The sequence below is a fragment of the Bacillus solitudinis genome (assembly GCF_002797395.1).
Taxonomy (GTDB): Bacteria; Bacillota; Bacilli; order Bacillales; family Bacillaceae_D; genus Halalkalibacter_A; species Halalkalibacter_A solitudinis.
This window is the reverse complement of the sequence record NZ_KZ454943.1, coordinates 1,122,567-1,136,322: the sequence shown is the minus strand read 5'-3', so window position 1 is coordinate 1,136,322 and position 13,756 is coordinate 1,122,567. Positions and strand designations below refer to the sequence as shown.

Genomic DNA, 13,756 nt, shown 5'->3' with positions numbered 1-13,756 from the left:
AATATACTCGATACCATTGACATTAGGAGATTTGTGCGATATGATATGTCGCGAACGGATACTCTTATCCTGAGTAGGTGGAGGGACAGGCCCGAAGAAACCCAGCAACCAACACTCTCGCCATGAGTGAAAAGGTGCTAACCTGCAAGGCTATGCCTTGGACGATAAGAGGCGGAAGGTAAACATTTCAACCCTTTTCCTCTATGGATGGGGTTTTTCTCGTTTATACACGTCTACGACTGTTGGTAAGTACCTTCAGTGGGAAACGAGTGCCGTATCAATTATTCGCACATACTAAGAGTAAAAAGTATTGTGCAAAGGAGGATATTTGAACATGGTAGAAAAGAAAAGCCGTCGTTTGTTTACATCAGAATCAGTTACGGAGGGGCATCCCGATAAAATTTGTGACCAAATTTCCGATTCGATTCTAGATGAAATTCTAAAGAGCGACCCAAATGCACGTGTTGCGTGTGAGACATCTGTAACGACAGGACTTGTTCTTGTTGCAGGTGAAATAACAACTAGCACCTACGTAGACATTCCGAAAATTGTTCGCGAGACAATTAAGGGTATTGGTTATACTCGTGCAAAATACGGATTCGATGCGGAAACGTGTGCGGTTTTAACATCAATTGATGAACAATCTGCAGACATTGCTGCTGGGGTAAACACAGCGCTTGAAGCGCGTGAGGGCCAAATGACCGATGAAGAAATTGAAGATATCGGTGCAGGAGATCAAGGATTAATGTTTGGTTATGCTAATAATGAAACGAAAGAGCTAATGCCGCTACCGATTTCGTTAAGTCATAAATTAGCTCGCCGTTTAACTGAGGTTCGCAAAGAAGAAATTCTTCCTTACTTACGTCCTGATGGAAAGACACAAGTAACGGTCGAGTATGATGAGGATGGGAAACCGGCTCGAATTGACACGATTGTTATTTCAACTCAACATCATCCAGAAGTATCATTAGAGCAAATTCAACGAAATTTAAAAGAATATGTCATTAATCATGTAGTACCAGCTGAACTGATTGACGAAGAAACTAAATACTTCATTAACCCAACAGGTCGTTTTGTTATCGGTGGCCCACAAGGTGACGCTGGACTAACAGGTCGAAAAATTATCGTTGATACATACGGTGGTTATGCTCGTCACGGTGGAGGGGCGTTCTCTGGTAAGGATGCAACAAAGGTTGACCGTTCTGGTGCTTATGCTGCTCGTTATGTAGCTAAGAATATTGTTGCAGCAGGGCTGGCTGATAAATGCGAGGTTCAACTTGCTTATGCAATTGGGGTTGCTCAACCGGTATCAATTGCTGTGGATACTTTTGGTACAGGTAAAGTATCTGAAGAAACATTGGTTTCATTAGTAAGAGATAACTTTGACTTACGCCCTGCAGGAATTATTAAAATGCTTGACTTGCGTCGGCCGATATACAAACAAACGGCTGCATACGGTCATTTTGGACGTACAGACGTTGAGCTTCCATGGGAGCAAACAGATAAAGCTAAATCATTAAAAGAACAAGCAGGGTTATAAAATGGACAAGTCCGCTAGCATTTAATTTGCTAGCGGACTTTTTTGAAATGAATAGAGAGATTGGTTCTGCACGCGACTCGCCTACAATCAGCTTTAAAAGAAGCGGGTGCTCTTATTGTAAGTTGCTTAAAAGGACAAAAACATTCTTTTGAACAACCTCTTGTATGGAGCTTTTTGAATTTGGCAAAGCTATGGTTAGGGAGGTGATTCTAATGGCTCAAGATGTATTATGTGAAGTGAATAACTGTACGTACTGGGAAGAAGGAAACCTTTGTCAGGCTGATAAAATTTATGTGGTTAGTCATACTGGAAAACAAGCGGAAAATCAAAAAGAAACGGATTGTAAAACATTTGAACCACATAATTAACTAAATGGGCGGAGGTTAAGAGGGCACTGAAAAAGGAGTGCCCTCGAGGTGACGCCCTTTTTCTCATTACTAGTATTGATAATAATAATCATTAATATTCATTAATCATTAAAATTATGCAAGCTGACGAAGTGATTTTCTATTTTGAGCAGCTTGCTCATATTGAAGAATTAGCTCATCAAAAATTGTTTCCCATGCTTGTGTTTTAGCGTATTTCCTTGCTTCATAGCTCATTTCTTTACGAATGCTTTGATTTCCTAATAACGTCACAATCGCTTGAATAAAGGAATCAGGTTGTTTTGCTTCGCAAATCATCCCTGTTCTTTTGTGTTGAACTATTTCTTTCACACCACCTTGATTGGATACGATTGCTGGAGTTCCTGAAGCAAGAGCTTCAAGGACAACATTTCCAAACGTTTCGGTCGTTGAAGGAAAAACAAATAAATCTGCTGATGCATAGACAGATGCTAAAGCCTCGCCCTTCAAGTACCCTGTAAATGTGACGTTCTCTTGGAACTCTTGCATCATCTCTATACGCATTGGACCATCCCCAACATAAAGCCAATGTACGTTTTGGCGGATAGATTCAGGTAATTGTCTCATTACTTGACGGAGAATATGCAAGTCTTTTTCTGGCGCTATTCTTCCCACATAAAGTAACAGAAATTTCTTTTTAATTGAAAAACGCTCGGTAATGGAACCGTTCTTGTAACGTGGATGAAATAAGTGACAATCTACCCCTCTTTTCCATAGATTAATATTATGAAACCCTCGTTCAACCAAGTGTTCCCTCGTTTCTTCGGAAGGGACAAATGTCTTTTCAAAACTAGAGTAAAACCACTTCACATATTTCCAAAGCATTTCTTGCATAAACTGTAATTTATAATACCGTAAATAATAATCAAAATGAGTATGATAAGACCCGACCATTGGAATATGATATTTTTTTCCGTAATGTAAACCGGAAAGCCCGATATTAAAAGGAGTCGTAATATGAATTAAGTCAGGCTGAAATTCAGCCATTTTCTCTTTAATAGAAAATAGATTTGGTAAAGCCATTCTACATTCAGGATAAAGAAAGAAGGGTAAACTCATAAAAGAATGAATATTGCTTGAAAATAAATCACTTTGCTCAATCATTTCTGGAACAAAGAGTTGATATGAGATATCACGTTTTTCGAGATGAGTAACTAAACGCTGAAGTGTCCTCGCTACACCATTAACTTGGGGAGCAAACGTATCTGTAAATAGAGCAATTTTCATCTAATTCCTCCTAAAGTAGAATGAATTGAGTAAATAGTAAGGATGAAATGCTAATAATTGTACCGATCACAGCTCCCGCCATAACATCAGAAGGATAATGTAATCCAAGAACAATACGAGAAATACCTACCAGAGTAGAAAGAATTAATAATGGAAGGATAAACAGTGGAAATTCAACCATAAAGGGAACGGTGACCGAAAAAATTGCCGTAGTATGACCAGAAGGAAATGAGTGGTCTTTAAAAGGATTCTCAACAACAATTGCTCCTGGAAATTCAAGATAAGGACGATGGCGTGGCAACGATCGTTTCACTAACATCACAATTAGGTGACTAACTAGTAGTGAAATCGCAGCTACGAATGCAGAGTACTTTAAGAGGTCATTTGTGAATAAACATAAAATTACCGTGAGCCCTATCGTAAATGTAGCACCACCAGCATGCGTAAAAAAGCTCATAAATCTAAAAATAGACTCTTGTTTGCTTTTACCGTTAATCCAATGGAAGATTTGACAGTCGGTATCATAAAGTTTTGAACGCACAGCTTAACCTCCTTCTTTATTTCTTTACTTATATCCTACCAGTCTTTTGTTGAGGAATTATCAAGTAAATTTTAAAACATCACGTAAAATTGTAAACATTTTATTAAATTTATGAAGCTATTTTATCCTAGAGCAGGCTAGACAGTCAAAAAGCCCCCGCTTAGAAGCGGGGGAAATGGGGTATTAAGATTGTAGGTCTTTATAGATTTGACCCTTCTCTACGTATTCTTTTCGAATACGTGCCATGTCATCAAGGTCTTCCTTTTTTAGTTCTCGAATGACTTTTGCAGGTCTTCCAAAAGCAAGTGTATTCGGTGGGATTTTTTTACCTGGCGGTACGAGGCTTCCTGCACCAATAAAAGCACCTTCACCAATCTCAGAACCATCTAAAATTATCGATCCCATGCCGATAAGAGCATTTTTGCGAATTGTACAACTATGTAACATGACCTGATGACCTACGGTGACATCATCTTCAATAATTAAAGGATACTTAGGACTTTGATGTAGCATAGATTGGTCTTGAATGTTTACTCTTTTGCCGATAATCGTTGGTGAGACATCACCCCGAATAACCGTTTGGAACCAAATACTTGATTCATCACCGATTGTGACATCGCCAGATATTGTTACATAATCAGCAATAAAGGCACGTGGAGAGATGCTAGGTGTTTTATCTTTGTATTTGTAAATTGTCATAATCACACATCCTTTGCGTGTAGTAAAAAAACCGTTATACTAATTTTAACGCAATTAATGAAATCGTGATACTTCTTAGCTTTAAAATATCCTAAAGCAGTATGGGGGAGTATAAAATGTGGAAATGGGAAGTTGTAGAACCTCGTGGAATTATTATAATAATTCATGGAGCTGGGGAACATCACGGCCGCTATCAATGGCTCGCTAAGAAATGGAATGCCCATGGCCTTGAAGTGATTATGGGAGATTTACCAGGACAGGGACAGACTCGCGGAAGACGTGGCCACGTTCAATCCTTTCAGCAATATATTGACAGTGTAGAAGCATGGCTAGAAGAGGGACGTAAACGTAATTTACCTATGTTTTTATTTGGACATAGTATGGGGGGGCTTGTCGCGATTCGAACGTTAATGGAAAGAAGCGCTGCCTTAATTAGCGGGGTTATATTATCATCACCTTGTTTAGCGTTAAGTCAGCCTCCAACGAAGACAAAAGAGTTTGCGACCAAAGTGTTACATCGTTTCGCACCAACAATTAGCTCTAAATCTGGCATTCGTACAGAACAATTAACACGGAGTGAGGAAATAAGGGAAGCGTATATACGAGATGAGCTTCGTGTTACAAAAGTATCTGTTCGCTGGTACCGGGAATTAGTAAAGGCAATGAAAATCTCAAATCGTTATCCTGAGAAATTCCCTGATCTTCCCCTTCTTGTGATGCAATCTGGTGAGGACTTTCTTGTCGATAAATACGCGGTACGAGATTGGTTTGATAGCCTTGCTTTAACGAGTAAGCACTATAAAGAGTGGGATGGTCTTTATCATGAATTATTTAATGAACCAGAGCGAGAAGAAGTGTTTCGCTTCGCAGTTGGTTTTATCAACTTGATTATTCCTTAAACGATAATCCGCCTGTTTTAGGGGGTCACATCAAAGGTACTTTTCCTTTTTCAGTGCCCTCACATTTTCACCTTTTTTCAAGGGCCTTTAATATTTCACCTTTTTCAGTGGTTTCCCTGTTTACGGGGCTTTTTCTAAAGACAAGAAAGGAACAGTAACATTCTGTATCGGTCACTTCTTACAATGCAACATTCGTTGTCTAGATTAGCTAATTATGCTAATGTACTAGTTATGGAAATATTCGAGGAGGAATGTAGTTGAATGTCCCGACGAAACCAATCCCTTTATTAATTAAGATTTATCGAGAGGTGATTCCTACTGTTCATTTTTATTTTGATCAATGGAAGGAAAAAGCGCGAGATATTCCAGATGTGGAGCTGCGCTCACAAGCATTAGATGCACTTGAAAGGAAAGCCTTTCATTGTGAAGGAGGAGGAGTATTTGGTATTCTTGCTGGCGATCGTAATAAAGAATTAACTCAATTTATGATCGCCTACCAAATTATTTGTGATTACTTAGACAACTTATGTGACCAAAGTGATTCATTAGATCCAAATGATTTTCGTGCCTTACATAATGCGTTACTAGCAGCGATTGATCCAGAACGCCCACTTGAAAATTATTATGAGTATCGCAAGGAGCAGGAGGACGGTGGTTATTTATTTGAACTTATTCAAACCTGTCGAAACATGCTTGCTACCTTTCCTTCTTTCTATCAAGTACAAGAGGGCATGATCGAATTGAGCGGCTACTATGGAGATCTCCAGGTTTACAAGCATGTAAAAAAGGAAGACCGCATCCCTCTATTAAAAGAGTGGTTTGAACTCCACCGCCATAAAGTACCAGAGATGACATGGTTTGAATTTTCAGCATGTACGGCCTCCACACTAGGAATCTATGCAATGGCGTCTTACGCGACTAAGCAGAACCTAACAAAAGAGACTGCAGAAATAATTAAAAATGGATATTATCCTTGGGTCCAAGGTGTACATATTTTATTGGATTATTTTATTGACCAAGAAGAAGATATTGCTGATGATGAATTAAATTTTCTGTTCTATTATGAAAGCGAAGAAGAAATGATTAATCGCTTTCGCTTCTTTGTTGACCAGGCAGAAGAGCAATTAAGAACGTTACCGGATCCGAAATTCCATGAAATGATTATTCGTGGTGTTATTGCTATTTATATAGCTGATGAAAAAGTACAAGGTGATAAAGAAATGAAAAAAAAATCAAAGCAAATGATTAAAAAAGGTGGGTTACCGACACTTTTATTTTATCTGAACAGTTGGATTTTTCGGAAAAAACGCAATTAAAAAGAGGCGTTTCAAAAACATAAAAGGATAGGCAGTGGCTTTCGTACACTACTCGCCTTACGAGGGGAACATTGCTTAAGGGGTGTGCCATAAGGTCAAAAATTAACCTTATAGCACACCCCTCTTTTTTAGTTATTACGTGCCATTTCCTCTGCATCGTACCCATTAATAATTAAATCAAGTTTACCCGTTTCGGGAGAGACGACAAGTCCATGGACAGGTGTGTTTTTTGGTAGCAAAGGATGATTTCTAACCATATCAACACTGTGAGAAACATTATCCTCTACCTTTGTAAACCCAGTTAGGAAATTATTAATATCAATGCCTGAATACTCAATGGTCTTAATCACATCCATATCAATTCCGCGTGCTTCCGCTTTTTCTAAGATGCTGCTTGGTTCAAGACCGACCATACCACAGCCGTGGTGACCAATAATCATGATTTCCTCCGCTTGGAGTTCATAAATTGCTACAAGGATGCTCCTCATAATACTACCAAAGGGATGAGAAATGACGGCACCAGCATTTCGGATAATTTTAGCATCGCCATTTTTTAGGTTCATCGCATTGTGGAGAAGGTCAACAAGTCGAGTATCCATACAGGTTAGTATGACAAGTTTTTTATTTGGGTATTTTGTCGTTTGATAGCTTTCGTATTCTTTGTTTTCAACGAACGTTTGGTTATAGTCCAAGATTGAATCGAGGATAGTCACACTTAGACACTCCTTATTTAGCTATTTTAGTCTCTATATCAATTTTAACTAAGTATTATTTATTTTTAATCGATTTAGAAAAAATGTCAAGTAATAATCATTTATCGCTTCTCTATGGCAATAACAAAAGGTGGGGACTGGTCTTGATTTATAAATTGATACTTTAAGACATGTACATGCTGTTGGTCAAGACTTTCAGTATATGCTTCCACATATTCTTTTTCAATTTTACCCTTTTCATGACCGTGATAGATAACAAGCACAATTGTTCCACCTCTTGGCATGAATGTTAAGAGAGAGTCAATAGCTTGAATGGTTGAAGAAGGCTCGGTTACAATCGTTTTGTCGCCCCCTGGGAGATAACCAAGATTGAAAATTGCCGCATGTACCTTTGAATAATCTGACACAGGAATATGCTGCTTCACTGTTTCATGACCTTCGTGAATAAGAGTCACTCGATGGGAAAGGTCGTGTTCTTCTAAACGAGTGCGCGTATTTTCAATGGCTTCAATCTGTATATCAAAGCTATAAACATGTCCAGCTGGCACAAGTTTCGCTAGGAAAACAGAATCATGTCCGTTACCTGCCGTGCAATCAATGGCGATATCACCGGGTTCAAGAACTTCCTCTAATAAAAAACGGGCAAAGGGTAGAACCCCTCGTAATTTCATTATGAACCAACCTCCTGATAAAACTTTCCTTGCCAAGTATTCCTTTGCACAAGCTCGACGTTTATTGCGTTTAAAACATCCCATTTCCTCATGCTCCACATCGGACCAATCATTAATTCTCCTGGGCCGTCGCCTGTTAAACGATGAACAATCATAGTTGGTGGAATGACTTCTAATTGGTCCACGACGACTTTAACATAGTCCTCAAGGCTCATAAATTGGACAAGTCCTTTTTCGTACTGTTTAACCATGGCTGTCTTTTTTAACAAATGAAGTAAGTGAATTTTAATTCCTTGTACATCGAGCTTCGCAACCTCTCTTGCTGTCGTCATCATCATGCTGTAATTTTCCAAAGGTAGACCATTTATGATATGAGCACAAACGCGAATCCCGTGTTTACGTAGTTTATTAACCCCATCGATATAACATTGGTAATCGTGGGCTCGATTAATAAGATGTGAGGTGCGCTCATGTACAGTTTGTAAACCGAGTTCAACCCAAAGATATGTACGTTTGTTCAATTCTGCTAAATAGGCAATAACATCATCTGGCAAGCAATCCGGTCTTGTTGCAATGGATAAACCAACTACACCTTCTTGAGATAAAATTTGTTCATAGTAATGACGCAGTGTTTCTACAGGTGCGTATGTATTTGTATAGGCTTGAAAGTACCCAATATATTTGCCATTTTTCCATTTGCGGTGCATACGTTCTTTAATGGTATGAAATTGAGTGACGAGATGATCGCGACGGTCACCAGCAAAATCACCTGATCCCCGTTCACTACAAAATGTGCACCCACCATGGGCGACACTTCCATCTCGATTGGGGCAATTAAAGCCAGCATCTAATGGCACTTTAAACACTTTTGTTCCAAATTGCTCCTTCAAATGCTGATTCCAAGAATAATAACGTTTATTTCCGTACTCCAACATGTTCCGCTCGTTTGTATTGAATACCATGATATTCACCTTTCAAAATTGAAGTCATCTTCTAATCATATTACACTTTTAATTTTAGCATTTAAGTTACAAAGAGCCAATGAGTGTTGAGAGGCTAAAATTATCTTCAAGAATACCAGTGCGAACTTGACAGTGCTCGTCTCAATTCATACAATACTAGTAAGTTGATATGAGGACGTTGAGAAGCACTAGCAGTAATGGGCGGGGATTTAAAGTGTTGTAGTCTGGTGCAAGGTAGCTAAGCAACATTATGAACTCCCTTTGAGTCATGAGAGTGAACAGCTAAAGTAGCTCTCAACGGGCCATGTCCGTTATCCGTGTAGAACGAATGAGTTTTGGACTTATTAATACGGGTGGTACTGCGAGAATTGCTAATACAACTCTCGTCCCTAACAACAACGAATATGTTAGGGATGGGAGTTTTTTTAATAGTCGCAACAGCGAGCTATTGTTTTTATTACATAACTAGTTTATTGAGGATATAAGTAGGAGGAATTAAAACGATGTCGTTTTCACACCAACAGATTGAGAAGAAGTGGCAAGATTACTGGGAGAAAAATAAAACTTTTGAAACAAAGGAAGAAGAAGGCCAACCGAAATTTTATGCATTAGATATGTTCCCATATCCATCTGGTGCAGGACTGCATGTAGGTCATCCAGAAGGATATACGGCAACAGATATACTCTCAAGAATGAAGAGAATGCAAGGGTATAATGTACTTCATCCGATGGGCTGGGATGCGTTTGGTCTACCTGCGGAACAATATGCGCTTGACACGGGAAATGATCCGGCAGAGTTTACAAAACATAATATTGATAATTTCCGGAGACAAATTAAAGCGTTAGGGTTTTCATATGATTGGGATCGTGAAGTGAACACAACGGATCCAGAGTATTATAAATGGACACAGTGGATTTTCTTAAAGCTATATGAAAAAGGATTGGCTTATATCGATGAGGTAGCAGTTAACTGGTGCCCGGCACTTAGAACCGTGCTTGCTAACGAAGAGGTGATTGATGGAAAAAGTGAGCGAGGTGGTCATCCTGTTGAGCGTCGACCGATGAAGCAGTGGATTCTTAAGATTACAGTTTACGCAGATCGGCTGCTAGAAGACCTTGAAGAACTTGACTGGCCAGAAAGCATAAAAGATATGCAGCGTAACTGGATTGGACGTTCGGAAGGGGCTGAAGTAACGTTTGCCATTGATGGTCACGACGGTGAGAAGGTTGAAGTGTTTACAACAAGACCGGATACACTTTTTGGGGCAACCTATATGGTGCTTGCACCTGAACACAAACTTGTTGAAAAAGTTACAACACCTGAGCAAAAGGAACAAGTACAAGCATATCAAAAGAAAGTATCGACGAAAAGTGACTTAGAGCGTACGGAGCTTTCTAAAGAAAAATCAGGTGAATTTACAGGAGCATTTGCTATTAACCCTGTAAATGGAGAAAGAATTCCAATTTGGATTGCAGATTATGTTCTAGTTAGTTATGGAACGGGTGCAATTATGGCTGTTCCCGCTCATGATGAGCGCGACTATGAGTTTGCAAAAACGTTTGATTTACCAATTCGTGAGGTCGTTGCAGGTGGAAATGTAGATGAAGAAGCGTACACTGGTGATGGTAACCATGTGAACTCAGACTTTTTAAATGGTTTAGATAAAGATGTGGCGATATCAAATATGATTGAATGGCTTCAAGCAAATGAATATGGGAAAAAGAAAGTAACGTATCGTTTGCGTGATTGGTTATTTAGTCGACAGCGCTACTGGGGAGAGCCGATCCCAATCATTCACTGGGAAGATGGGACGATGTCAGCTGTACCTGAATCCGATTTACCTTTAATGTTACCAAAAATGAAAGAAATACGGCCATCAGGGACTGGGGAGTCGCCACTCGCAAACGAGACATCTTGGTTAGAGGTGGTTGACCCCATCACAGGCAAAAAAGGACGCCGTGAAACGAATACAATGCCGCAATGGGCGGGAAGCTGTTGGTATTATTTACGTTATATTGACCCTAAGAATAATGAAGCACTTGCTGACCCTGACAAAATTAAAAAATGGTTACCGGTTGATATTTATATCGGTGGAGCTGAGCACGCCGTTCTTCATCTGCTTTATGCAAGATTTTGGCATAAGGTGCTATACGACTTAGGAATCGTTCCAACAAAAGAGCCATTCCAAAAGCTTTATAATCAAGGAATGATACTTGGTGAAAATAATGAAAAAATGAGTAAATCAAAAGGCAATGTTGTCAATCCCGATGATATTGTCACTAGTCACGGGGCAGATACGCTTCGCTTGTATGAGATGTTTATGGGACCTCTAGATGCTTCGATTGCTTGGTCTGAGAATGGGTTAGACGGAGCACGACGTTTTCTGGACCGGATTTGGAGATTGTTTATTGATGAGTCAACAGGTCAATTAAGTGAAAAGATTAATGAGAATAAAGGCTCTGACAATCTTATCCGAGTTTACCATCAATCGGTGAAGAAAATAACAGATGACTATGCCAATTTACGTTTTAATGTTGGGATTTCGCAAATGATGGTATTTATTAATGAAGCCTATAAGCAAGAAAGCTTACCGCGCGAATTAGTAGAAGGTTTTGTTAAGTTGCTTGCCCCAATTGCTCCTCATTTAGCTGAAGAGCTTTGGGAGAAGCTTGGTCATGAAGGAACGATTTCCTACGAAGCATGGCCGACATATGATGCGAGCTTACTCGTAGAAAACGAGGTAGAAGTAGTCGTCCAAATTAACGGTAAGGTGAAGACGAAATTAGTGATACCTACAAATGCTACACGTGAACAAATGCAAGAGCTTGCCAACAATGATGAAAAAGTTCAGGAAGCAATTGGTGACAAAACTGTCCGAAAAGTGATTGCGGTTCCTGGAAAGCTTGTAAATATTGTTGTAGGCTAAAAATAAGCAGTCAGCGCGAATGAGGCACTGACTGCTTATTTGTTTTGATAAAAATAGGTATCTATTAATTTAGTCGTTCCTAGGTCGTAATGATTCAACTTGTGTATAAAACTGTGAATAACTAGTAAGTTATTCACAGTGATTAAAAAAATCTTCGGTATTTATTGAAAAATCAAGAGAATTAAAATTGGAAACTGTGAATAAACTATCCACAGTATGTTGATAAGTTAATTTAAAATGTGTGTAACTTGTTCCGCAGCTGCTTTCCCGGCAGTATAACCTGTTGAGAACGCACATGTAATATTGTATCCCCCGGTGTAACCATGGATATCAAGAACCTCACCGCAAAAATAAAGGCCATGTTTCTTTTTCGAGTGCATCTTTTTCGGTTCAATTTCTTTTACAGATACACCTCCACCTGTAACGAACGCTTTTTCAATTGAGAGTGTACCATTTACTTGAAAAGTGAATGCTTTACAAGAGGTAGTAATAGAGCGCAAAGTCTCATGGGAAACATTTGAGCAAGTCGTGTTCGAATCAATTAAGAGATGGTTAAACAAGAAAAGTAGAAACCGTTCGGGTACAAACCCTTTCAGGACATTTTTTAGGGCCTTTTTAGGGTCTACCTTCATTTTATTTATTAATTCTTGAAAAATATCTTCTGCTGGCCGGTTGGGAAATAAGTCAAGCTGAATCTCGATTGAATCCGTCTTAAACTTTTTTAATGCCTTTACGACATATTGACTACACCTTAATGCGGCTGGTCCTGAAATACCAAAGTGTGTAAAAATCATGTCTCCATCATGTGTTTTAATTGTTTTTCCTTTAGGACTTATGACTGAAAGCTCAATATCCCTAAGTGATAAACCTTGAAGCTGTTTTTTACGAATAAACGATTCATTTGAAGTAATGGGAACTTCTGTAGGGTATAACTCAGTAATCGTATGTCCAGCCTTTTCTGCCCAAGGGTATGCATCTCCTGTTGAACCAGTATGAGGAACCGATTTCCCTCCAGTGGCAACGATAATTGCTTGTGTGTCTAACTTCTCTCCATTTTGGAGGATGACACTAGAGACGGTATCCTCTTTGTAATGAATAGTTTTAACAGCGGTGTTTGTCCGAATCTGAACCCCAAGCTGTCGTACTTTCTTTAGTAAGGTCTCGACTACAGTGGTTGCTTTGTCGCTAACAGGGAACATTCTTCCACGGTCTTCTTCTTTTAAAGCAATCCCAAGTCCCTCAAAAAAAGAAATAATGTTTTCATTGTTAAATACGGAGAAGGGACTATGCATAAAGCGCCCATTTCCAGGAATATGATTGATTAATTCTTGGAGTTCCATTCGATTTGTTACATTACAGCGTCCACCACCGGAAATGGCTAACTTGCGGCCAAGTTTGTCTCCTTTATCTAAAAGCAATACTTTTGCGCCGTGGTCTGCAGCAGCAATGGCAGCCATTAAACCAGAAGGGCCTCCGCCAATTACAATTACATCTTGCATACTTTAACCTCCTGCTGAATTCTATACTTTCCATTATACGCATCTATTTTCAATTGTCCGCATAAATAATTTAATCATACTAGTATGGGTTAAAAAAAAGGGGGAGCCTCCAGTCGAAGCCACTGAAAAATTCTCTCTTAGCAGTTCGAGGAAGCAGCAATGGCTCCACACGTTGGCGTCTGCTACGAGAAATCGACTCATAAATGCTTAAGACAAGGCAACGATTGCGCTCGCGACTTCATTGAAAAAGGGAAATCGCACCTTTTTCGGTGGCTTTCTACGGTTTTTGTTCGAGTCACTGACATAATTTAGTTGAAAATAGAAGAGTAAACATAATGCTATTGTGCTACAATGCTTA

Annotated in this window: 12 protein-coding genes and 1 riboswitch; of the genes, 5 read left to right on the top strand and 7 right to left on the bottom strand. The window is 39.2% G+C overall.

Annotated features, from left to right (window positions below):
- The first annotated feature begins 61 nt into the window (after nucleotides 1–61).
- Nucleotides 62–171, top strand: a riboswitch (SAM riboswitch).
- Nucleotides 172–334: 163 nt separating this feature from the next.
- Together metK and CEF19_RS05605 are read left to right on the top strand one after the other, a co-directional pair.
- Nucleotides 335–1,540 carry a methionine adenosyltransferase gene (gene metK, locus CEF19_RS05610; protein WP_100405174.1) on the top strand — a complete coding sequence of 402 codons (1,206 nt, stop codon included), beginning with the start codon at nucleotides 335–337 and terminating at the stop codon, nucleotides 1,538–1,540.
- Between the two features lie 212 nt (nucleotides 1,541–1,752).
- Nucleotides 1,753–1,908 (top strand): DUF1540 domain-containing protein, encoded by a 156-nt coding sequence (locus CEF19_RS05605; protein WP_100405173.1) that lies wholly within the window; start codon nucleotides 1,753–1,755, stop codon nucleotides 1,906–1,908.
- Nucleotides 1,909–2,022: 114 nt separating this feature from the next.
- Here the strand turns inward: CEF19_RS05605 and CEF19_RS05600 are convergent, their stop codons facing one another.
- The 3 genes from CEF19_RS05600 to CEF19_RS05590 form a co-directional block, all read right to left on the bottom strand.
- Nucleotides 2,023–3,171, bottom strand: a complete 1,149-nt coding sequence (locus CEF19_RS05600) for a glycosyltransferase family 4 protein (RefSeq protein ID WP_100405172.1) — start codon at nucleotides 3,169–3,171, stop codon at nucleotides 2,023–2,025.
- Between the two features lie 10 nt (nucleotides 3,172–3,181).
- Nucleotides 3,182–3,712 carry a phosphatase PAP2 family protein gene (locus CEF19_RS05595; protein ID WP_227521921.1) on the bottom strand — a complete coding sequence of 177 codons (531 nt, stop codon included), beginning with the start codon at nucleotides 3,710–3,712 and terminating at the stop codon, nucleotides 3,182–3,184.
- 183 nt (nucleotides 3,713–3,895) lie between these two features.
- Nucleotides 3,896–4,411, bottom strand: coding sequence for a gamma carbonic anhydrase (locus CEF19_RS05590; protein WP_100405171.1), 516 nt, complete (start codon nucleotides 4,409–4,411; stop codon nucleotides 3,896–3,898).
- 116 nt (nucleotides 4,412–4,527) lie between these two features.
- Between CEF19_RS05590 and CEF19_RS05585 the strand changes: the two genes are divergently transcribed.
- Both CEF19_RS05585 and CEF19_RS05580 read left to right on the top strand, forming a co-directional pair.
- Nucleotides 4,528–5,310: an alpha/beta hydrolase gene (locus CEF19_RS05585; RefSeq protein ID WP_100405170.1), complete on the top strand. Its 783-nt coding sequence runs from the start codon at nucleotides 4,528–4,530 to the stop codon at nucleotides 5,308–5,310.
- 257 nt (nucleotides 5,311–5,567) lie between these two features.
- Nucleotides 5,568–6,626, top strand: coding sequence for a tetraprenyl-beta-curcumene synthase family protein (locus CEF19_RS05580; protein WP_100405169.1), 1,059 nt, complete (start codon nucleotides 5,568–5,570; stop codon nucleotides 6,624–6,626).
- 128 nt (nucleotides 6,627–6,754) lie between these two features.
- Here the strand turns inward: CEF19_RS05580 and CEF19_RS05575 are convergent, their stop codons facing one another.
- From CEF19_RS05575 to CEF19_RS05565, 3 genes are all read right to left on the bottom strand, one after another.
- Nucleotides 6,755–7,339, bottom strand: a complete 585-nt coding sequence (locus CEF19_RS05575) for a beta-class carbonic anhydrase (RefSeq protein WP_100405168.1) — start codon at nucleotides 7,337–7,339, stop codon at nucleotides 6,755–6,757.
- 101 nt (nucleotides 7,340–7,440) lie between these two features.
- Nucleotides 7,441–8,010 (bottom strand): tRNA 5-(aminomethyl)-2-thiouridylate-methyltransferase MnmM, encoded by a 570-nt coding sequence (locus tag CEF19_RS05570; RefSeq protein WP_100405167.1) that lies wholly within the window; start codon nucleotides 8,008–8,010, stop codon nucleotides 7,441–7,443.
- The gene (locus tag CEF19_RS05565; protein ID WP_227521920.1) at nucleotides 8,010–8,972 is read right to left on the bottom strand and encodes a tRNA modification radical SAM protein MnmL/YtqA; all 963 of its coding nucleotides are present in this window, start codon (nucleotides 8,970–8,972) and stop codon (nucleotides 8,010–8,012) included. Before CEF19_RS05565 ends, CEF19_RS05570 begins: the two co-directional genes overlap by 1 nt.
- A gap of 503 nt (nucleotides 8,973–9,475) precedes the next feature.
- Here CEF19_RS05565 and leuS point away from each other — a divergent pair.
- Nucleotides 9,476–11,899, top strand: coding sequence for a leucine--tRNA ligase (gene leuS, locus CEF19_RS05560; protein ID WP_100405166.1), 2,424 nt, complete (start codon nucleotides 9,476–9,478; stop codon nucleotides 11,897–11,899).
- A gap of 227 nt (nucleotides 11,900–12,126) precedes the next feature.
- Here the strand turns inward: leuS and CEF19_RS05555 are convergent, their stop codons facing one another.
- Nucleotides 12,127–13,398 carry a BaiN/RdsA family NAD(P)/FAD-dependent oxidoreductase gene (locus tag CEF19_RS05555; RefSeq protein WP_100405165.1) on the bottom strand — a complete coding sequence of 424 codons (1,272 nt, stop codon included), beginning with the start codon at nucleotides 13,396–13,398 and terminating at the stop codon, nucleotides 12,127–12,129.
- Nucleotides 13,399–13,756 lie beyond the last annotated feature (358 nt).

What these genes read in the sequence shown, in the direction of transcription:
- leuS (WP_100405166.1), top strand. Translation starts at nt 9,476, where the DNA reads ATGTCGTTTTCACACCAACAGATTGAGAAGAAGTGGCAAGATTACTGG.
- CEF19_RS05600 (WP_100405172.1), bottom strand. Translation starts at nt 3,171, where the DNA reads ATGAAAATTGCTCTATTTACAGATACGTTTGCTCCCCAAGTTAATGGT.
- CEF19_RS05590 (WP_100405171.1), bottom strand. Translation starts at nt 4,411, where the DNA reads ATGACAATTTACAAATACAAAGATAAAACACCTAGCATCTCTCCACGT.
- CEF19_RS05565 (WP_227521920.1), bottom strand. Translation starts at nt 8,972, where the DNA reads ATGGTATTCAATACAAACGAGCGGAACATGTTGGAGTACGGAAATAAA.
- CEF19_RS05605 (WP_100405173.1), top strand. Translation starts at nt 1,753, where the DNA reads ATGGCTCAAGATGTATTATGTGAAGTGAATAACTGTACGTACTGGGAA.
- CEF19_RS05555 (WP_100405165.1), bottom strand. Translation starts at nt 13,398, where the DNA reads ATGCAAGATGTAATTGTAATTGGCGGAGGCCCTTCTGGTTTAATGGCT.
- metK (WP_100405174.1), top strand. Translation starts at nt 335, where the DNA reads ATGGTAGAAAAGAAAAGCCGTCGTTTGTTTACATCAGAATCAGTTACG.
- CEF19_RS05585 (WP_100405170.1), top strand. Translation starts at nt 4,528, where the DNA reads ATGTGGAAATGGGAAGTTGTAGAACCTCGTGGAATTATTATAATAATT.
- CEF19_RS05570 (WP_100405167.1), bottom strand. Translation starts at nt 8,010, where the DNA reads ATGAAATTACGAGGGGTTCTACCCTTTGCCCGTTTTTTATTAGAGGAA.